Consider the following 19,893-nt stretch of genomic DNA (forward strand, 5'->3'; position numbering starts at 1 on the left):
CTCGCTGACTCGATATAAGTTACACACACCCCACACACAACACAAACCCGCAGCTAAACGCGGGTTTTAAGCGCGTTCAACATGTGCACCAAGCGCGTTTAACTGCTCGACGAAAGCCGGGTAGCCGCGGTCGATGTGGTGCACCTCGTGCACGGTGGTCACGCCGTCTGCAACCAGACCGGCGAGCACGAGGCCGGCGCCTGCACGGATGTCGGAAGACCAGACGTCGGTCGAAGACAGGTTGTTCACCCCACGCAACATGACGTGGTGGCCGTCCACATGCGCGTCAGCCCCCAGGCGCAGCATTTCGTCCACGAACCGGAAGCGCGCCTCGAAGACGTTCTCGGTGATCACGGATACGCCGTCGGCAATCGCGGACAGCGCAATCGCCATGGGCTGCAGGTCGGTGGGAAATCCCGGGTATGGCAAGGTCTGATAGTCCACGGCGCGCGGGCGGTGGTCCATGCGCACGCGGAATCCGTTGTCATACGTCTCCACGTCGGCGCCCGCGAGCTTCAGCTTCGAAAGGGCCAAGTGCAGGTGCCCGGGTGCCGCACCGGTGACGGTGATGTCGCCCTGCGTCATCGCGGCCGCGTACGCCCACGTGCCGGCGACGATGCGGTCGCCGACCACCGTGTGCTCCGTCGGCGAGAGCGAATCAACGCCATCGACAGTGATGGTGGACGTGCCGGCGCCGTCGATACGCGCGCCCATGGAGTTCAGCAAGGTGCACAGGTCTACAATCTCCGGTTCGCGCGCCGCGTTGTCCAGCACTGTGCGGCCATCCGCGAGCACGGCTGCGGTGATGATGTTCTCCGTCGCTCCCACGGACGGGAAGTCCAGTTTGATGGAGGCGCCGGTGAGTCTCTCGGCACGCGCCACCACTGCTCCGTGCTCGATATGCGTGGTCGCGCCCAGTTTCTCCAGGCCGGACTGGTGCATATCCAGCGGGCGGGACCCGATCGCGTCGCCGCCGGGAAGCGCCACATACGCCTCGGTGCAGCGGGCCACCAACGGTCCTAGCACCGCCACGGAGGCGCGGAACTGGCGCACCGCATCAAAGTCGGCGTGCGGGGAAACCTCGGCCGGGGTGTGAATGCGCACCACGTCGCCTTCGATGTCCACCTCGCAGCCCAGCCCGACCAGGACGTCGCGCATCAGCGGAACATCAAGGATCTGCGGGCAGTTACGCAGCGTGGTGGTGCCTTCGGCCAGAAGGGCTGCGGCCATCAGCTTGAGCACGCTGTTCTTGGCGCCGTCGACGCGAACTTCGCCCGCAAGCCGGGCGCCGCCTGAAACCAAAAACCGTTCTTTCACGTCCGCCACAGTACAGAACCGCAAGCGACGTCGATAGGCAAATGCTTAAGGCAGCGCGCCGATGCGACGGGCGGCATTGACCGCCTCATACCTGGTGTGAGCACCGAGTTTGCGCATCACGCTGCGGAGGTAGGACTTCACGGTCTCAGCACCGATGCCCATCTCCGCGGCAGCCTCAACGTTGGTGTGCCCAAGGGCCACGCAGGCAAGCACGTCCAGCTCGCGCGCCGACAACTTGGTGGTCTGCTTCACGGCGACCGGAGACACCAGCTGCTCGCAGAGCTGCTCCAGCTCCTTGCGCAGCTTCTCGTCCTCCACCCGGTTCGTCAGCATGCGCAGCTTCGAGTGGGTCGCGCGCACCTGCTCCCACTCCGCGCCGTTCATCGCACGCCCAGACTTCGCGCCAGCCCGGTCCCCGCCGTCGGAGGAGCGCAGCGCCGCATTGACCGCAAGCTCCTGCTCGAGGGTGCGGGCGGTCATAGCGACCTCTTCGATAACCTTGTCGCCCAGACGCACGGGCGAATGCACGCCGACGTACAAAACGCCCCGGATCTCGCGCTGCACGATCACCGGCACGGCCACGACGGAGTGCAGGCCCTCGTCCTGAATCTGCTGGTCGTACTCGTGGGAGATCACAGAAGCGCGCGTGTAGTCGGCGATACCCACGGCGCGGCGGGTAGACACGACACGGCCGCCAACGCCAGCGCCCTCAGCGATGCTGAGGTTCTGCAGTGCCGGAGTGCGCAGGCCGATCCATTGGGTGATCTGGATCCGGTTGTCCGACAAGAGAGTGCCGTACATCGCCACTGGAATGCCGGTTGCGGTCTTCAGCGCGGTCAGCGCCGCGCGAATCGCGTCATCGTCGTCCTTGATGCGCTGCGCATCCATCGTCATACGTGTCGCCTTCCACCGTTTCGGGGGCACCCATTTGGGGCACTCCCGAATCCGAACAGGACTCAAAAACCACAGTGATCATATCGCGCGAACGGGGGTAGCCAAATTTAACCCCGCTCTCAAAGCGCGAGACGCGTCCCACCGAAACCCCTTCCGTACCGGACAGTACACTACCGACAAACCATACTGTCTACTTCGGCGTGTATGCTGTCACTGGAAACGCAACAAACCAAGAAAACCCCAGGAGGGGATGACTTATGGCGAAGATCGCAAGCAACGTTCTCGACCTCATCGGCGGCACCCCGCTGGTGGAACTCACTGACATCACCGAGGCCAACGGCTCCAAGGCCCGTGTGCTGGCCAAGCTGGAGTTCTACAACCCGGCAAACTCCGTCAAGGACCGCATCGGCAAGGCCATCATCGAGGCCGCCGAGGCGTCCGGCGACCTGAAGCCGGGCGGCACCATCGTCGAAGCCACCTCCGGAAACACCGGCATTGCGCTCGCACTCGCGGGTGCCGCGAAGGGCTACAAGGTCATCCTGACCATGCCGGAAACCATGTCCAACGAGCGCCGCGTGCTGCTGCGCGCGTACGGCGCTGAGATCGTGCTCACGCCGGGCGCTGCCGGCATGAAGGGTGCCGTGGAAAAGGCCAACGAGCTGGTAGAGCAGAACGAGGGTGCCATTCTGGCCCGCCAGTTCGAGAACGAGGCCAACCCGAAGATCCACTACGCCACCACCGGCCCGGAGATCTGGGAAGACACCGACGGCGAGGTGGACATCCTCGTCGCAGGTGTGGGCACTGGCGGCACCGTCTCGGGCGCCGGCAAGTACCTCAAGGAGCAGAAGGCGGACGTCAAGGCCGTGGCCGTCGAGCCGGCTGCGTCCCCGCTGCTGTCCAAGGGCGAGGCTGGCCCGCACAAGATTCAGGGTCTGGGCGCGAACTTCATCCCGGGCACCTTGGACCGCAACGTCGTGGACGAGATTATCGCCGTGACCAACGAGGACGCGGTGTCCACCTCTCGCGAGCTCGCGGTGAAGGATGCCATCCTCGGCGGCATCTCCGCAGGCGCGAACGTTAAGGCAGCGCTGGAGATGGCCGAGCGCGAGGAGAACGCGGGCAAGACCATCGTGGTGATCATTCCGGACTTCGGCGAGCGCTACGTCTCCACCGTCCTGTACGAGGACATCCGCGACTAAGCACTTTTGCTTAGCGACGAGCTGTCGCCCCTCCCCCCCCCGGCACCGACACCATCCGGCGCCGGGAGTTTTTATCCCCAAAGAAAATGAACCGCTTGGTACACTGCGCCCCATGCTTTCCCTGGCTGCAAAGGTTGTTTCCACTGTCCGCGAGGACCTGGCGAACGCGCGCGATCACGATCCCGCCGCACGCGGCGACGTCGAAAATGCGGTGGTGTACTCGGGTCTGCACGCCATCTGGGTGCACCGCCTCTGCCACGCAATGTGGGAACGGAGCTGGAAGGGCCCGGCGCGCATCCTGGCGCAGCTGAACCGGTTCTTCACCGGCATTGAGATCCACCCCGGCGCGACAATCGGCCGCCGGTTCTTCATCGACCACGGCATGGGCATCGTGATCGGCGAAACCGCGGAGATCGGCGACGGCGTAATGCTCTACCACGGCGTCACCCTGGGCGGGCAGGTGCTCACGCAGACGAAGCGCCACCCCACCATCGGCGACAACGTCACCATCGGCGCGGGCGCGAAGGTGCTGGGCCCGGTGACCATCGGTGCCGGTTCCGCCGTCGGCGCGAACGCGGTGGTGACCAAGGACGTGCCGGAAAATTCCATCGCAGTTGGTATTCCGGCGAAGGTCCGTCCGCGTAAGACGGACGAGTGCGTGAAGCTGGTGGACCCGGACAGCTACATCGATCCGGGCAGCTACATCATCTAGTTACGCCAGCAGGTCCCGGTACTGCGGGTTCTGCTCAATGTAGCGCTCAACAGCGGGGCAGGACGGGGTGACCAACATGTCGTCTGCGCGGGCGTCGTCGAGCGCCGCCTGGATAAGCGGCTTGGACAGGCCCTGGCCGCGGAATTTGGGGTCCACCACGGTGTGCGGCAGGTCGCGCACACCGTTCGCGTCGGCGTAGGTGGCAAAGCCCGCCACTTCCCCGCCCACGAGGATTTCGTACTGGCTTTCCGTCTCGTTCTTCTGCACGGATATTTCCGGGTTCTCAGACATGCAGCCGACTATATGCGAAACCCCTTCCGCATTGCCGCGGAAGGGGTTTCGGGAGTGTGGCCAGAGCCAGGATCGAACTGGCGACCCCACACTTTTCAGGCGTGTGCTCTACCAACTGAGCTATCTGGCCGGAACTACTCGTTTGCCAAGCAATTCAGCGACCCTGACGGGACTTGAACCCGCGACCTCCGCCGTGACAGGGCGGCGCGCTAACCAACTGCGCCACAGGGCCTTATTCTGTTGTTTTCAGTGCGCCTTCCAGTGCGTTTCACACTGTCTCTTGCACGAGTTGATACATTACACAGCACCCTCACACGGCTACAAATCGCCAGCGTAAGACAGGTACCGCCCAGTTTCAGACCCGGTGCTTTCATGCCTATCGACGAGCTGCCGCACCGTGCCCGCATCCACCACTCGCCCACCCGCGGAGCCAGCCCCCGGGCCCAGGTCGATGACGTAGTCGGCGCGGGACACCAGCGCCAGGTTATGTTCCACCACAATGACGGTCGCGCCGGAATCCACCAGCCGGTCGAACAGCTCCACCAGGCGCGCGGTGTCGGTCAGGTGCAGGCCGGTGGTGGGCTCGTCCAGCACGTAGGCGGGCGCGGGCTTCTTCAGGCTGGCCGCCAGCTTGAGGCGCTGGCGCTCGCCGCCGGACAGCGTGGTCAAAGGCTGGCCGAGCGTGACGTATCCCAGACCCACGTCGATCAGGTGCCCGCACATCTTCGCGGCGGCGTTAACCTTATTCTCCTTCAGGTAGGGCTGCGCCTCGTCGGCGGGCATGGCCAGCACCTCGGCGATGTTCTTGCCGCCGAGGGTTTGCACGAGCACGGCGTCGTCGAAACGCCTGCCCTCGCAGACCTCGCAGGGCACGTCCACGCCCTGCATCATGCCGAGATCCACATAGACCACGCCCGCGCCCTTGCAGTGCTGGCACGCGCCGGCGGAGTTCGGCGAGAACATCGACGCCGGCTCGCCCGAGGCCTTCGCGAACGCCTTGCGGATCGAGTCCAGCGCGCCAGTGTACGTGGCCGGGTTGGAGCGGCGCGACCCGGAGATGGGCGCCTGGTCCACCCACACCGCCTCTTCTAGCAGCCCGGAGTCCTCCAGCGCGCGCAGCAGGGAGGACTTGCCGGAACCCGCCACGCCCGTCACCGCGGTGAGCACGCCGGTGGGGATGTCCACGTCGATGCCGGCGAGGTTGTTCTCGCTGGCCCCGCGCACCTTGAGCCAATCGACGGGCTCGCGCGGGTCCTCTTTGAGCTCGACGCCGAGCTTCAAGCTCTCGCCCGTGCGCGTGCCAGCCTCGCGCAGTTCATCGACGGTGCCCTCAAAAACAATCTCGCCACCCTCGGTGCCTGCACCGGGGCCGAGCTCGATGACGTGGTCCGCGATCTCGATGGTCTGCGGGCGGTGCTCCACCACGAGCACGGTGTTGCCCTTGTCCCGCAGCGCGGTGAGCAGGCCATTCAACCTGTCGATGTCGGCGGCGTGCAGGCCCGCGGTGGGCTCGTCGAAGACGTAGGTGACGTCCGAAAGCGCGGAGCCCAAGTGGCGGATCATCTTGACGCGCTGCGACTCGCCGCCGGAGAGCGTCGAGCTCGGCCGGTCCAGCGTGATGTAGCCCAGCCCGATAGCGACAAAGTTCGCCAGCGCCTCGCGTATGGACGCCACCAGCGGTGCCACGCCCGGCGCGTCCACCCCCTCGAACCACTCGGCCAGGTCCTCGACCTCCATGGCGCACAGCTCCGCGATGTTCTTGCCGTTGATCTTCGACTCCAACGCGTGCTGCGCCAGCCGGGTGCCGCCGCAGGCGGGGCAGTCCACCTGAGTCACGGCGCGATCCACGAACTCGCGGGCGGACTTTTGCAACCCCTCCTTTTCCTTGCTCAACAGCGAGGACTCCAGACGCGGGATGAGCCCCTGGTAGGTGGTGTTGAAGCCCATGTACTGGACCTTCTCGGGCTCGCCGTAGAGCAGGGCGTGGCGCTGCTCGGGCGTGAACTTGCCGACGGGCACGTCCACCGGGAACTTCCCGGCCTCGGCGTAGGCGCGGAACTGCCAGGACCCGGGCTTGTAGCCGGGTGCAAGGATTGCACCGTCGTCGATAGACAGCGCGTCGTCCACAACCTGCGCCTCGTCGAACTTGCTCGCACGCCCGGTACCGGCGCATTCCGGGCACATGCCGCCGGTGCGGGTGAAGTTTTTCACCACCTTCTTCTTGCCGGTCGCGTCCTTGACAGCCCCGCCGCCAGACACACTCGGCACGTTGAAGGAGTACGCGCCCGGCCCGCCGGCGTTCGGCTCCGCGATGCGCGAAAACAGCACACGCAGCATCGGAGTGACGTCCATGGCGGTGCCGACGGTGGAGCGCACATTGCTCCCAAGCGCCGACTGGTCCACCACGATCGCCGCGGTCACGCCTTCGAGACCGACCACGTCCGGCCGGGCCATCGACGGCATGAACCCCTGGACGAAAGACGAGTACGTCTCGTTGATCAGGCGCTGCGACTCGGCGGCGACGGTGTCGAAGACCAGCGAGGACTTGCCGGACCCGGACACGCCGGCAAAGACGGTGAGGCGGCGTTTCGGGATCGTGACAGAGACGTCGCGCAGGTTGTTCTCGTTCGCTCCGGTGACAACGATGGCATCGTGGGCGTCAGCTTTGTTCTTCACGGGTGCCAAGCGTAGCTGCCGTCGCAAAGCAAAAAGCCCGAGGCGTACCTCGAGCTGATGGCGACCCTGACGGGACTTGAACCCGCGACCTCCGCCGTGACAGGGCGGCGCGCTAACCAACTGCGCCACAGGGCCGTACCCCCAACGGGATTCGAACCCGTGTTGCCGCCGTGAAAGGGCGGAGTCCTAGGCCTCTAGACGATGGGGGCCTGTCATCAAAGACAGCCGTTGAATCATACGACACCGCCTCCGCAGCAACCAAATGAGCAGTACAGTGGCCACATGGCCGAAGCAATCATCTACGACGCAACCCTGTCCCCCACGAAGGATGAGCTCGTTTCTGCACACTCCCCCATCGTTGAGCTCCTCGGTTCCTACCGCGTGGTGGACCGCAACGGCGAGGTGGGCATCGAGGTCCTCATCGGCCGCGATGTCAACGGCGCGCTGCGACAGTTCGGTGTGTCCTACCGCGACGCGGGTGCCAAGCTTGACGACGAGCTCACGCCCATGGACCACTCCGTCCTCGGCGCCCGCTCCGTGGCGGCGCTGACCACGGACCCGGTGGCTGTGCGCGAGCTGATCCAGACGATCCTCACCGGCGGCGAAGGCGCGTCTTTCAGCAACGGCGCACCGATCTTCGCGGTGCGCGGCACCGGCCAGACCTCGGACGTGGCCGTGGGCGCGGTGGAGATTGAAGACCACAACGAGTACACCAGCATCGGCTCGGTAGACATCGACGGCGAGCAGCAGCGCTACCAGCTACGCATCACCCGCGAGATCCTGGACGCCCGGGTGGCGGAGCCGGAAGACCTCGCGCTCGTGCGCGCGGACGACGGCGTGATCCTCATGCGCCTCGAGGTCTGGAAGTAGCCCCCAGCTTCCAACTCGCATGAATCTGGCCTAAAGCAACAACCAGAACAGCGTCCCCATCGAGACCATCATCTACCCACTCAACAATGGCTTCATCCTACGCTGCGAAAATTCCTGCGAACTCCTCCCAAAGGGCGAATAGTGCCTTGACCTTAGGGTCATCACCGAAAATGTCACGCAGACTACCGAACACAGTTTTCACATTCTGGAGGGACGATTGCAGATAGTTGCGCGGGGGCACTGGGGGTTGCTCGAGGAACGACGAGATTCGCGCCCGAACTGCGTTGACCTCCCGGTGTATTCCTTGAGAAACAATCCCTGCGCCAGTCTCTTGGTCTTCCAACAGAAATGACAGGCGCCCTCGATTGTTTTCGAGACCGATTCCTCTCGCACGAAGCGTCTGCTCGTCCAGAAAACTCGTTTCTAACGCCAGTTGCTTGTAAGCATCGCGAATCGCAATGCGCACAGCTTCCTTTTTCGACTGGTCTAAAAGAAACTCTGACCAATCGATGAGTTCAGCATATTCACGAGCCTCATAGTTTCGAGCCCGCCGCTGCGCAACCTGGGTTGTTAACTCCATCAGTTCAAGAACGTCATCTTCAAAAGACATGAATTAAGGATATCTTCAAGAAGGTCACCTTGGCGGCCCGAGATACACGACTAGCCCGGCAAGACGAGCAGGCTCACCGCCATGACCGCCATACCTGCGATAAGGCCGTAGATGGCGGTGTGGTGCCGGCCGGTCTGGATGGCGGTGGGCAAAAGCTTGTCCAGGCTAACAAACACCATGATCCCGGCGATGGCGGCGTAGGCAATGCCGAGCGTTTCCGGGCCCAGGAACGGCCGCAGTAGTAGGAACCCGATGAGCGCGCCTAGCGGCTCGGCCAGGCCGGACAGGGTGGCCCAGCCGGCGGCCTTCCACTTCGACCCGGCGGCCTGGCGCAGCGGCACGGCGACGGCGACGCCTTCGGGGATGTTGTGGATGGCGATTGCGATAGCGATGGGCAGGCCGAGTGCCGGGTTCTCGAGCGCCGAGATGAAGGAGGCGAAGCCTTCCGGGAAGTTGTGCACCGCGATGGCCAACCCGGTGACCACGCCGACGTTGCGCATGGTTTTGCCGGTGGAGGGGTCTTCGTGCGGGTTGATGTCGTCAGGCACGAACCTGTCAATCAGCGCGATGACAGCGATGCCCGCGAAGAACGCGACGGTACCCCACAGCTGCGCGCGCTCGTCGCCGCCAAGCGAATTGACGCCCTCCGGCAGCAGCTCCACCAGCGAGATGTAGACCATCACGCCGGCGGAAAACCCCAGCGAGGCAGCGAGGAATCTGTCTGAAGGGTTGCGCTTCAGTGCCACCAGCAGGCCACCGAGGCCGGTGGACAAACCGGCGAACAGCGACAGACCGAACGCGAGGCCAAAGTTCATGCGAGCAACTCTAGCCCACTTAGCACCTTGTTTATCGGCGGATCTTTCGGCTTGGGAAGCTGCATTGAGATAATGCTTTCTCTCCCAATGACGCGTTATATCCATAGGATGTCTGTATGCATCTTTTATCCCAACCGATTGATGGGCAATTAGGCGAATACCTGAGAGAGAACCTCAAGTCACCAAAATTTAACAAGTTGGAAATAGCGGTTGCATTCGCAAAGAACAGTGGTGTTCTACGCCTCAAAAAAGAACTTGAGGAATTCCGAGAAGCTGGTGGTGAGATACGCATTTTTGTAGGCGTGGACATGAACGTCACGTCATACGAGGCTCTCATGAACCTTCTTTCACTGGCCAACAGTTTGTATGTTGTACACGACGAAAATGGGCAAACCTTCCACAGCAAAATCTTCAGTTTTTCGGGTCCAGAAGAGGGGCTCTTAATCGTCGGCTCACACAATCTCACCGGTGGGGGCTTGTGGACCAATTATGAATCATCGGTCCACCTCGAACTCGACTTCAACAATCCCAGTCACAACCAGCTACAGAAATCTACAGACTCTTATTTTGATCGACTGACCTCGTTTCAAAACACAGTTAAGTCGATTACCACCACAGCTGCCATTGACGATCTGCTCGAGAACTCATACGTGGAAAAGGAGGTCAGGACCCGCATCCAAATGCATGACCGGGAAGCCGCGTCAGCTGAGAGAGAAAGGCTATTCGGCTCATCAAAACGTTCAAAGTTGCCTTCCCTTAACCCATTTCCGACGGTGTCACCAGCACCAAAGCCTCCCCGCTCGAGCAGCCCGCAAAGCGAAATCCCGCCTGCTCCGATCACACTAGCCACTAATGCTGACGCGACCCTATGGGTTGAAACACGCAAAATGACGGGCGGATCGAGGAACATCCTTGATCTTTCGAAAACCTCTTTGCTGCGTAGCGGGGATGTAAAGAACACTCCTTACGAGCACTCTGATCCTGACTACATGCGTGGGGCAGTTGAATTTTTCGGCATCGCACCCGAAGACACTGATTCCACCAAGAAAATCACTATTAACTTTGATGGTGTAGATTATTTCGAAAATACGATTTTGTTCCCTACCGGTAAGCGAGCTAACGGGACATGGCGCGTTCAGATCCACGGGGTCTCTGAAATCGGAGATAAAATCACGTCAGCCTTTAATAGAAAAGCCCGTTCCGGGTATCTACTACCCGAGAAGATTGTCTGCTTTTCGCGAATTGAGGCCGACTATTACTACCTCTCAGTATTTGACGATGATGAGCTTCCGAGGTTCGTATCATCTTCTAAAATTACCGCCTACAACGGTCGCAGCAGCACAGCAAGACTTCTAGGAATCTTCTAAAACGCAGTGAGCCATTCTCGGTGCTTCTTGACCCTATTTCCGGAAATTCCTCCATTAGCTCCCCCCAGGATAATCTCCTTAGAATCCGGGCCAAGAGGCTTCGCTTCGGACACAAAAATCTTCGAATCAGTCCTCTGCCTCAGCACCTCAACGAAATGCTGAATATCAAATCGAAATCCGTAATCGGTGGTGCCGTCGTACGGTGGATCTACATAGATCACTGCATTTGCGGGAATTGAGCGCTCGAGAAAATCTGTTATCTCCATTCTCAGCCCTTCAACTCCGGCCATGCGATCAACCAATAGGTGAACCCGCCTTAGAAGTTCTTCAGGTTGGGGCTGCATCGTGTTGGCGGGGCTGCGACGTTTACTAGTAGGCGTAGGTTGCCAATATCTTCGAAAAAAGGCATTACGCCACCTATGCCCATCCCACCAGATCTGCTTCCCACCGAAGGCGCAAGCTTGCAAAATTGGATACAGTTCAGGCTCATCATCCGCGGAGCAGGTATTCGCCAGCTCAATAGCATGCGCCCTTACTAACGCTTTATCCTGGGGAAAATTCATTAAGTACCGGTCGAACACTTCTAGTCGAAAGGTTCCAGCGCCAATTGCCGACCAGAAAGCACCCCAAGAACTTAAGTCGAGCATTGTGATCTGCTCTGGACTAATACCACGATTTACGAGTTCTAACGTAACAGCTCCCGACCCGCAGCAAAGGTCATAGAAACGCCCATCCTTGTCAGTTTGAGCTCGCAAAAGATCGTCGGCAATTTGCGACGCTATCCGTTGCTTTCCGCCTTGATACGTACAAGGAACTCGCAAAACAGGCATCAACTCATAATCCTTCTCACAAGGATCCGCGCATACGAACGTTTCCCGCCGAGCATCGCTACGCCCCCCTTGTCCTTATCGTTCGCTTCGTATCCCACGAGGGAGAGCGTTTCGGGTGTGACATTTGTCCGCGCATTCCCATTCGCAAGCATTACGATCTCGAACTGTTTTGGGTTGTAACGGTCCAGGAAAGTTATCGGCACCCCCATCAAGTCAGGATAATTTACCGGAATGTCCATCGTTCGTGACACCTCGATAGCCGCATAATTATCAAATCGAGGGTTTCGATCCGCGTCGTAGGTCTTCTTCAAATCGATAGTTTCGTGGCGACGCGCGTTGTCGATGTTTGTGAACCATCGAACGCCTTTAACGCGTATAAAACGGCGCCCGGTTTCATCAATTCCACAATTCGAAGCGCTTAACGGGTAAGTGTCCGGTACATAGAATTTGCGGTCCCCCGACCGAATCGACTGTCCGTACCAAACTTTGTTGTCCCTGAATAGAGGAAAGACTTCTCGACAAGTTGACGCATTCATATTGCCGAGAATCAAGAAGTCTTTTTGGTGCTCAACAAGTTGGGTAATGAACTCCCGAAAAAGACTAAATGGAGGGTTTGTTACCACGACATCCGCGCTTTTTAACAGCTCGATGCATTCTTCAGATCGAAAATCGCCGTCACCTTCCAGCCAAGATATTGAATTCCCCTCCATGCTGAATACCGTCTCTAAATCAAGCGAGCCGTCCGGCAGAACTAAGTCGTCTTCCGGTACATGGTTGACTTCAGTTACATAGGGACGGTTTCCCGCTTCCAGCGGGTACTCCTGGCCAGCCAGTGGAGATGAGGCGTAGCACGTTGACTTGAGGCTCGATAACCCGAGCTTTTCAAAATTCAAGATGAAGTAGCGAAAGAACGCAGATTCAAACGGGTCATCACAGTTGCACAGCACATGCTTATTCCGAAACTTGTCGGGATAGTGAACAAGCTCCTTCTCTACATCCTCGTACAAGGTGTAAAACTCGTCTTTCTTAGCTTTGAAAGCGCGATTGAGCGACCCGTTCTTTGGCTCTCCCGACACATACGACTGGCCCTCAGAGGGTTGAGCCTCAAGCTCAAAAGGTAAGCGACCGGTCTTCGTAACGTTAACCAAGAAAGCGTTTATTGCTGCACTCATCGATAAGCCCATCTCACTAAAGACAGCGTTGGCTTCTTTCTTGAGCGATGGCGCAATTCTGACGGTTGTTGTGGGGTGGTAGTTCATAATCCTCTCCACCAAGTCAATATGTTGTAGCACAATGTAGCACAATTAGAGTCGTAGCCGTCTTATCATCGTCGGAGCATTCTTACGTTCGGGTTAAGGGTCAAAATGTGTGTCCGGAATCGCGGATTTTCACGGATTGACCTGTAGGTTTCCGGAAAGTATATGCTCCGGAAGCATATATCTAGCCCCCGACGGGAAATCCTCGGTGTGGCAGCGGTGGTGTGCTATGTGCGGCGTGGTGTGGTGTCGCAATGTCAAAGAACCAACCTCGCTGCTACTGCGGCGGTGAAATGAAACGCAACGGCACTACCAGCAAAGGCACCACCAGATGGCGCTGCAAACAATGCGGCGCCTCCAGCGTGAAACACCGAAGCGACATCACCAACGCGGCAGTGTTCACCCAGTTCATCGAGCATTGCACCACCGCGACATCACTCGACGACCTAGCCAAACGAAACGGTGTTAGCCGCGCCACCATGAAGCGGCGCTTCAAGTGGTGCTGGTTCGTTGATGTGCCTGACCCCACCGCCGGCCACGACAAGCGGGTCTACGACCAGATCTTCCTTGACGGCACCTACACCGCTGGCGGCTGCTTGATCGTCGCGGCGACCATCGACCACGTAATTGCCTGGCACTGGTGCAAACACGAAACCACCCGCGACTACCAACTGCTGCTTGAACGCATCGAAGCCCCACCCATCGCCGTCATCGACGGCGGCCAAGGAGCATACAGCGCAATCAAAAAATGCTGGCCGACCACGAAAATCCAACGCTGCCTCGTCCACGCCCAACGCGTGGTACGCCGCTACACCACCAGCAACCCACGCACCGATGCCGGGCGCACCATCTACCGACTTGCGCTGAAGCTGACCCGGATCACCACGCTGGATGAAGCCGCCGCATGGGGTGCGCAACTGCACGAGTTCTCCACGATCTACCGGTCATGGATGGACGAGAAAACCATGGTCAAAGACCCCAAAACCGGTGCATGGACACGGGTGTGGACGCATCACAACGTGCGCAAGGCCTACAACAGCCTCAACCACCTATTCCGGTCCGAGCTGCTGTTTGTCTATCTCACCCCACCAGCAGCAGTCCTTGCGCCCGAGCGGATCAAATCCACCACCAACAGCCTGGAAGGCGGGATCAACGCCCAGATCAAACTGCTCGCCAGAACCCACCGCAGCAGGTCCGGTGAACGACAACGCCGCATGCTGGATTGGTGGCTCTACCTCAAAACGGAGCTGCCTGACGATCCAGTACGAATCGCCAGGCAGTCCGACTGGGGCCAGGGCCAACTCGCCAAAGTATCCACCCTCACCCGAAACGAGAACCAAGCCGACCAAGAAACCGGACGACCAGCCCTCTACGACAACGCTATCGACACCGACTACACCCACTCAATCGGCATCCAAAAAGGCCAAATCTAACCCCCACGACACGCCGGGCCAGACACACTTTTTGACCCTTAACCCTTACGTTCCCCTCAACTACAACCAGGGGAACCAATCCAAAAACCAAACCCCCGCCACATCGCGGTGGCGGGGGTTGAAGGTGGGCCCTGCGGGGATCGAACCCGCGACCTGCGGATTAAAAGTCCGTAGCTCTACCAACTGAGCTAAAGGCCCGCGGGGGCTAATGGTAGCCCGTGGGCCCATTAGCCCGGAAATCGGGGCTGGCTTAGTCCTGCTTCAGCATGGTGCCGGTCTCTTCCATGCGCAGGTGGAAGTCGAAGGCGTGGCGCAGATCGTGCGGGGTTGCCTGGTACTTGCACTTGGAAGCGAGCTCGACGTACTCCTCCAGCAGCGGGCGGTACGACGGGTGGGCGATGGAGATCATCTTGGCCACGCGGTCACGCGATGCGAGACCGCGCAGGTCGGCCACGCCGTACTCGGTGATGAAGACCATGGCGTCGTGCTCGTTGTGGTCGATGTGGGACGCGAACGGGACGATGGCAGAAATCGCGCCGTCCTTCGCCACCGACGGGGAGATGAAGGAGGAGATGTAGGCGTTGCGCGTGAAGTCGCCGGAGCCGCCCAGCGCGTTCATCAGACGGGAGCCGTTGATGTGGGTGGAGTTGGCGTTGCCGTAGATGTCCGCCTCGATCATGCCGTTGGACGCGATCAGGCCGGTGCGGCGGATGACCTCCGGGTGGTTGGAGATGGACTGCGGGCGCAGGATGATGGACTCGCGGTAGCGCGACGCCTCGCTGTTCATCTTCTCCGCGTACTCCGGCGACAGGGAGAACGAGGTCGCGGACGCCACGGTCATCTTGCCGGCGTCGATGAGGTCGACCATGCCGTCCTGGATCACCTCGGTGTAGGCCTGGATGTTCTCAAACTTGGAGTCCATCAGGCCCGCCATCACGGCGTTGGGGACATTGCCCACGCCGGACTGCATGACGTAGCCGTCGTAGGCCAGGCGGCCGGCTTTGACCTCGTTTTCGAGGAAGTCCAGGAAGTTGCCGGCGATCTGCTCGGAGATCTCGTCCGGCGCCTTGAACGGGGCGTTGCGGTCGGGCGCATCCGTCTTAACCACGGCGACGACCTTCTCCGGGTCGATCTCGATGTAGGTGGTGCCGATACGGTCGCCGCACTTGGTGATCGGGATCGGGATGCGGTTCGGCAGCGGCGGCACGGTCCAGATGTCGTGCATGCCCTCGAGCTCCTCGGACTGCCACTCGTTGACCTCGATGATGATCTTCTTCGCGGCGTTGAGGAACTCCACGGAGTTGCCCACCGAGGAAGACGGGACGATGTTGCCCTCTTCGGTGATGCGCACGGCCTCGACGATGGCCAGGTCCACCTCGCCGAAGAAGCCCTGCTCAACCAGCATGCCGGAGTGCGACAGGTGGATGTCCTGGAACTTCATCTCGCCGGCGTTGATCTTTTTACGCATGGTCGGGTCGGACTGGTATGGCATGCGGTAGCGCAGCGCACCAGCCTCTGCCAGCACACCGTCGCACTCCGGGGCCGTGGAGGCGCCGGTGTACATGTCGATGGAGAAGTCCTGGCCCTTGTCGTGGGCGGCCTTCGCCTTCTCCGCAATCGCGGCCGGCAGGGCCTTGGGGTAGCCGGCGCCGGTGAAGCCGGAGGTGCCGACCTTGTCGCCGTGGTTGACAAACTGGACGGCCTCTTCAGCGGACATGCCCTTGTCGCGCAGCTTGGCGCTTGCAATGCGGTCGCTCATGATGCTCCCTCAAATCGTTTCGTGCGGGTAGATAACATTCCCCACAATATTGTGACGTACGCCCCACTGCCAGAATTCGGGCGGAGTGCGTCGTAAAGCAAGTGCTTATCGACGGGACCGTACCCCCGAACGGGCGTAAACCCGACGATTGGACGGGACCCATGCTGCACAGGAAGAATGGGCCGCACTATGACTGCAGTTGCCCCCGCCCTGACAATCGGCGGCATTGACCTGAGCTCCCCCGTCATCCTCGCGCCGATGGCCGGGGTGACAAACATGCCGTTTCGCGTGCTGTGCCGCGAGATCGAAGAGGAGCTCACCGGCACCTCCTCCGGCTTGTATGTCTGCGAGATGATCACGGCGCGCGCCATGGTGGCCCGCAACAAGAAAACCCTGCACATGACCAGCTTCGCCGACGTGGAGACCCCGCGGTCGATGCAGCTGTACACCGTAGACCCGAAGTTCACCTACGAAGCCGTGCGCATGATCGTGGAGGAAAACATCGCCGACCACGTGGACATGAACTTCGGCTGCCCCGTGCCCAAGGTCACCCGCAAAGGCGGCGGCTGCGCCATCCCGTACAAGCGACGCCTCTACGGCAACATCGTCGACGCAGCGGTGCGCGCTGCCGAAGGCTCCGGCATCCCGATCACGGTGAAGTTCCGCATCGGCATCGACGACGAGCACCACACGCACCTCGATGCGGGAAGGATCGCTGCCGAAGCCGGCGCGGCCGCCGTGGCGCTGCACGCCCGCACCGGCGCCGAGCGCTACTCGGGCACGGCGCACTGGGACGAAATCGGCCGCCTGGTCGAGCATATGGACGGCACCGGCGTGCCCGTTATCGGCAACGGCGACATCTTCGCCGCCGATGACGCGGCGAAGATGATGGAGCAGACCGGCTGCCACGGCGTGGAGGTCGGCCGCGGGTGCCTGGGACGGCCGTGGCTGTTCGCCCAACTCGGCGCTCAGCTGCGCGGCGAGGAGATCCCGCCGGAGCCCACCCTGGGGCAGGTTGCAAGCATCATCTACCGCCACGCGGAGCTGCTGGCCGCCCACGACGGCGAGGAACACGCCTGCCGTGACATCCGCAAACACACCGGCTGGTACCTGCGCGGCTTCCCCGTGGGCGGCGAATTCCGCAAGTCGCTAGCCCAGGTCAGCTCCCTAGCAGAGCTGAAAGAGCGCCTCGTCCCCATCGCGGACTCCGAAGAGAAGGCCCAGCACGCCGACGACGCCCGTGGGCGTCAGGGCTCCGCCGGCAAGATCGCGCTGCCCGAGGGATGGCTGGACGACCCGCAGGACGACACCGTGCCGGAAGGCGCCGAAATTGAAAACAACGGCGGGTAACACCCCCGGTTCCCGTAGCATGTAGCCATGCTACGCACCGTGTACAGGGAACATCTTCAGGCATTCAACGAAGACGTCCTCGAGATGTGCGACTCCGTGCGCGAAGTTATGGAATACGCCACAGCCGCGCTCTTGGAGCAGTCTTTAGAGGACGCCGAGGCAGCCCTCACAGCCACCGACGCGCTCAAAGAGATCGGCCAGCGCTGCGAAGAACGCAGCATGAGCCTGCTCGCGCTGCACAGCCCCGTCGCTTACGACCTGCGCCAAGTGGTCTCCGCGATCTACATCGTGGAAAGCTTCGAACGCATGGGGTCCCTTGCAAAGAACATTGCGCTGTTAGCCCGCCTGCGCCACCCCTCCCCCGTCTACCCTGAGCAGCTGCATGGCTACGTCCAGGAGCTCGTCCGCCTCGTCTACGAGATGGGTGCCGCGACGCGGAAACTGCTGGTCGAGCCTGACGCGGACGCTGCCGTGGAGCTGCACACTATCGACGAAGGTGTGGACGACATGAAGGCATTCCTCAGCACCCTGGTCACCGACCGGGAATGGCAGTTCACCAACCGGGAAGCCGTCGACGTGTCTATGCTGGCGCGCTACTACGAACGCTACGCCGACCGCTGCGTCAGCGTGGGCCGCCGCATGGTCTTCCTCATCACCGGGCTCAAACCTGAGGCGTACGTGCAGCAGCGAGACGAGGTGGACTACGACCCGGCGGAGAAATTCGCCACCATCGAGCGCAAGTTCCGCATCCAGAAATAGGTGCAAAAGGGCGACGCCCCTTACGGTGCGTGGTGCACCGTAAGGGGCGTCGAAAAGCGGAATGCTTTAGCCGAAGCGACCGGAGATGTAGTCCTCGGTCTCCTTCTCCTCCGGGTTCTCGAAGATGGTGGTGGTGTCGTTGAACTCCACCAGGTGGCCCGGCTTGCCGGTGGCCTCGAGGGAGAAGAAGGCGGTCTTGTCGGACACACGCGCAGCCTGCTGCATGTTGTGGGTCACGATCACGATGGTGTACTCGTTCTTCAGCTCGTGGATGAGGTCCTCCACGGCCAGGGTGGAGATCGGGTCCAGGGCGGAGCAGGGCTCGTCCATAAGCAGGACTTCAGGGCGCACCGCGATCGCACGCGCGATGCACAGACGCTGCTGCTGACCGCCGGAGAGGCCGCCGCCCGGCTTGTCCAGGCGGTCCTTGACCTCTTCCCACAGGTTCGCACCGCGCAGGGACTGCTCGGCGACTTCCCTGAGCTTCTTCTTGTCCTTCTCGCCGGACAGGCGCAGCCCTGCCACGACGTTGTCCTCGATGGACATGGTCGGGAACGGGTTAGCCTTCTGGAACACCATGCCGATGGTGTTGCGCACGGCGACCGGGTCGACGTTCTTGCCGTAAATGTCGTTGCCGTCGAGGCGGATTTCGCCCTCCACGTACGCGCCGGGGATGACCTCGTGCATGCGGTTCAGGGTGCGCAGCACGGTGGACTTGCCGCAGCCGGACGGGCCGATGAAGGCGGTCACAGCCTTGGACGGGATCTGCATGTTGACGTTCTGCACGGCGTGGAAGTCGCCGTAGTAGATGTTGACGTCGTTGAGTTCGAGCTTGGTAGACATCTGGGTATCTCCTGGGTGGGTGTGGGAACGCGGGTGGGTTACTTCTTGACCGAGAAGCGCTTCGCCACGAAACGTGCGAGCAGGTTCAGGGTGACAACGAGGATCACGAGCGTCAGCGCCGCGCCCCAGAGTCGGTCGTTTGCCGGGCCGGTTGCACCGGACTTCCACATGTCCAGCATGAACAGCGGCAGAGAGGACTGCGGCTTGTCAAACATGTTGAACCAGTTGGTGGTCGGGGTGGAGCCGACGAGGATCAGCACCGGGGCGGACTCGCCCATCACACGAGCGATGGCGAGCATGACACCGGTGACGATGCCGGACAGCGCAGTCGGCAGCACGATGCGCATGATGGTCTTCCACTTCGGAACACCCAGTGCGTAGGATGCCTCGCGCAGGTCCATCGGAACCACGCGCAGCATCTCCTCGGTGTTGCGGACCACAACCGGGATCATGAGCAGGATCAGCGAAAGCGACACCGCGAAGCCGGAGCGCTGCTGGCCCAGGATAGTAATCCACAGGGCGTAGACGAACAGCGCCGCAACGATGGACGGCACACCGGAGAGGATGTCCACCATGAAGGTGGTCATTTTGCCCAGCTTGTTGCCGTTGGAGTACTCCACCAGGTAGATCGCGGTGAAGATGCCGATCGGGATGGAAAACAGCGACGCAACTAGCGTCTGCATGAGGGTACCGGCGATGGCGTGGAGTGCGCCGCCGCCTTCCTTGGAGGAGCGGACGCCGACCATGTCCTGGGTCCACCAGGCCGGGTCGATCACGGCGCCCAGGCCGCGGGAGACCACAGTGATGAGCAGCCAGAGCAGCGGGATCAGCGCGAGGATCATGCACAGCCACATCAGGCCACCCATGATGGAGTTGGTGGTCTTGCGGCTTGAAGCGATGTCCGTGAACGGG

At 61.1% G+C, this 19,893-nt stretch carries 18 protein-coding genes and 5 tRNA genes; 7 read left to right on the forward strand and 16 right to left on the reverse strand.

From position 1 onward, the window contains the following. Positions 1 to 66: 66 nt before the first annotated feature. Both murA and ramA read right to left on the reverse strand, forming a co-directional pair. Positions 67 to 1,317, reverse strand: coding sequence for a UDP-N-acetylglucosamine 1-carboxyvinyltransferase (gene murA, locus CIHUM_RS09045; RefSeq protein ID WP_035000286.1), 1,251 nt, complete (start codon positions 1,315 to 1,317; stop codon positions 67 to 69). A 45-nt stretch (positions 1,318 to 1,362) separates the two neighbouring features. Then, positions 1,363 to 2,205, reverse strand: coding sequence for an acetate metabolism transcriptional regulator RamA (gene ramA, locus CIHUM_RS09050; protein WP_035000287.1), 843 nt, complete (start codon positions 2,203 to 2,205; stop codon positions 1,363 to 1,365). Between the two features lie 263 nt (positions 2,206 to 2,468). Between ramA and cysK the strand changes: the two genes are divergently transcribed. Continuing rightward, positions 2,469 to 3,410 (forward strand): cysteine synthase A, encoded by a 942-nt coding sequence (cysK, locus tag CIHUM_RS09055; protein ID WP_035000021.1) that lies wholly within the window; start codon positions 2,469 to 2,471, stop codon positions 3,408 to 3,410. Positions 3,411 to 3,522: 112 nt separating this feature from the next. Next, complete coding sequence (epsC, locus tag CIHUM_RS09060) at positions 3,523 to 4,122, forward strand: serine O-acetyltransferase EpsC (protein ID WP_063937287.1); 600 nt, start codon at positions 3,523 to 3,525, stop codon at positions 4,120 to 4,122. On the opposite strand, the gene CIHUM_RS09065 is transcribed toward epsC, so the two are convergent. From CIHUM_RS09065 to CIHUM_RS09090, 6 genes are all read right to left on the reverse strand, one after another. Then, positions 4,123 to 4,413: a GNAT family N-acetyltransferase gene (locus CIHUM_RS09065; RefSeq protein ID WP_035000024.1), complete on the reverse strand. Its 291-nt coding sequence runs from the start codon at positions 4,411 to 4,413 to the stop codon at positions 4,123 to 4,125. A gap of 57 nt (positions 4,414 to 4,470) precedes the next feature. Beyond that, a tRNA-Phe gene (locus tag CIHUM_RS09070) sits at positions 4,471 to 4,543 on the reverse strand. 28 nt (positions 4,544 to 4,571) lie between these two features. Next, positions 4,572 to 4,645 (reverse strand) — tRNA-Asp (locus tag CIHUM_RS09075). 86 nt (positions 4,646 to 4,731) lie between these two features. Next, positions 4,732 to 7,089, reverse strand: coding sequence for an ATP-binding cassette domain-containing protein (locus CIHUM_RS09080; RefSeq protein WP_035000026.1), 2,358 nt, complete (start codon positions 7,087 to 7,089; stop codon positions 4,732 to 4,734). A 58-nt stretch (positions 7,090 to 7,147) separates the two neighbouring features. Beyond that, positions 7,148 to 7,224 (reverse strand) — tRNA-Asp (locus CIHUM_RS09085). A gap of 1 nt (position 7,225) precedes the next feature. Then, positions 7,226 to 7,298, reverse strand: a tRNA-Glu gene (locus CIHUM_RS09090). Positions 7,299 to 7,371: 73 nt separating this feature from the next. Here CIHUM_RS09090 and CIHUM_RS09095 point away from each other — a divergent pair. Next, positions 7,372 to 7,959, forward strand: a complete 588-nt coding sequence (locus CIHUM_RS09095) for a CG0192 family protein (RefSeq protein ID WP_035000027.1) — start codon at positions 7,372 to 7,374, stop codon at positions 7,957 to 7,959. A gap of 97 nt (positions 7,960 to 8,056) precedes the next feature. Here the strand turns inward: CIHUM_RS09095 and CIHUM_RS09100 are convergent, their stop codons facing one another. Together CIHUM_RS09100 and zupT are read right to left on the reverse strand one after the other, a co-directional pair. Beyond that, positions 8,057 to 8,569: a hypothetical protein gene (locus CIHUM_RS09100; protein ID WP_035000028.1), complete on the reverse strand. Its 513-nt coding sequence runs from the start codon at positions 8,567 to 8,569 to the stop codon at positions 8,057 to 8,059. A 50-nt stretch (positions 8,570 to 8,619) separates the two neighbouring features. Next, positions 8,620 to 9,384: a zinc transporter ZupT gene (gene zupT, locus CIHUM_RS09105; RefSeq protein ID WP_035000029.1), complete on the reverse strand. Its 765-nt coding sequence runs from the start codon at positions 9,382 to 9,384 to the stop codon at positions 8,620 to 8,622. A gap of 116 nt (positions 9,385 to 9,500) precedes the next feature. On the opposite strand from zupT, the gene CIHUM_RS09110 reads away from it, so the two are divergent. After that, a complete protein-coding gene (locus CIHUM_RS09110) occupies positions 9,501 to 10,751 on the forward strand; it encodes a phospholipase D-like domain-containing protein (protein WP_074432064.1) in 1,251 nt (416 codons plus the stop codon). Here the strand turns inward: CIHUM_RS09110 and CIHUM_RS09115 are convergent. Continuing rightward, complete coding sequence (locus tag CIHUM_RS09115; protein WP_074432066.1) at positions 10,748 to 11,581, reverse strand: DNA adenine methylase; 834 nt, start codon at positions 11,579 to 11,581, stop codon at positions 10,748 to 10,750. The two genes, CIHUM_RS09110 and CIHUM_RS09115, sit on opposite strands and share 4 nt — an antisense overlap. Next, positions 11,581 to 12,840 (reverse strand): type II toxin-antitoxin system RelB/DinJ family antitoxin, encoded by a 1,260-nt coding sequence (locus tag CIHUM_RS09120; RefSeq protein WP_051106540.1) that lies wholly within the window; start codon positions 12,838 to 12,840, stop codon positions 11,581 to 11,583. Before CIHUM_RS09120 ends, CIHUM_RS09115 begins: the two co-directional genes overlap by 1 nt. Positions 12,841 to 13,091: 251 nt before the next feature. Between CIHUM_RS09120 and CIHUM_RS09125 the strand changes: the two genes are divergently transcribed. Beyond that, complete coding sequence (locus CIHUM_RS09125) at positions 13,092 to 14,270, forward strand: IS1249 family transposase (protein WP_273680206.1); 1,179 nt, start codon at positions 13,092 to 13,094, stop codon at positions 14,268 to 14,270. A gap of 125 nt (positions 14,271 to 14,395) precedes the next feature. Here CIHUM_RS09125 and CIHUM_RS09130 read toward each other — a convergent pair. Together CIHUM_RS09130 and CIHUM_RS09135 are read right to left on the reverse strand one after the other, a co-directional pair. Further along, positions 14,396 to 14,468: transfer RNA gene (locus CIHUM_RS09130), tRNA-Lys, on the reverse strand. Positions 14,469 to 14,520: 52 nt separating this feature from the next. Next, positions 14,521 to 16,029 (reverse strand): succinate CoA transferase, encoded by a 1,509-nt coding sequence (locus CIHUM_RS09135; protein WP_035000030.1) that lies wholly within the window; start codon positions 16,027 to 16,029, stop codon positions 14,521 to 14,523. A 189-nt stretch (positions 16,030 to 16,218) separates the two neighbouring features. Here CIHUM_RS09135 and dusB point away from each other — a divergent pair, with 189 nt between their 5' ends. After that, complete coding sequence (dusB, locus tag CIHUM_RS09140) at positions 16,219 to 17,379, forward strand: tRNA dihydrouridine synthase DusB (RefSeq protein WP_035000031.1); 1,161 nt, start codon at positions 16,219 to 16,221, stop codon at positions 17,377 to 17,379. 27 nt (positions 17,380 to 17,406) lie between these two features. Continuing rightward, the gene (locus CIHUM_RS09145) at positions 17,407 to 18,138 is read left to right on the forward strand and encodes a phosphate signaling complex PhoU family protein (protein WP_035000032.1); all 732 of its coding nucleotides are present in this window, start codon (positions 17,407 to 17,409) and stop codon (positions 18,136 to 18,138) included. Between the two features lie 66 nt (positions 18,139 to 18,204). On the opposite strand, the gene pstB is transcribed toward CIHUM_RS09145, so the two are convergent. Both pstB and pstA read right to left on the reverse strand, forming a co-directional pair. Beyond that, on the reverse strand, positions 18,205 to 18,981 hold the full coding sequence (pstB, locus tag CIHUM_RS09150) for a phosphate ABC transporter ATP-binding protein PstB (RefSeq protein WP_035000033.1): 777 nt from the start codon (positions 18,979 to 18,981) through the stop codon (positions 18,205 to 18,207). A 38-nt stretch (positions 18,982 to 19,019) separates the two neighbouring features. After that, positions 19,020 to 19,847 carry a phosphate ABC transporter permease PstA gene (gene pstA / locus CIHUM_RS09155; protein WP_243427189.1) on the reverse strand — a complete coding sequence of 276 codons (828 nt, stop codon included), beginning with the start codon at positions 19,845 to 19,847 and terminating at the stop codon, positions 19,020 to 19,022. Positions 19,848 to 19,893 lie beyond the last annotated feature (46 nt).

Origin of the sequence: Corynebacterium ihumii, assembly GCF_028609825.1 — a bacterium.
Taxonomy (GTDB): domain Bacteria; phylum Actinomycetota; class Actinomycetes; order Mycobacteriales; family Mycobacteriaceae; genus Corynebacterium; species Corynebacterium afermentans.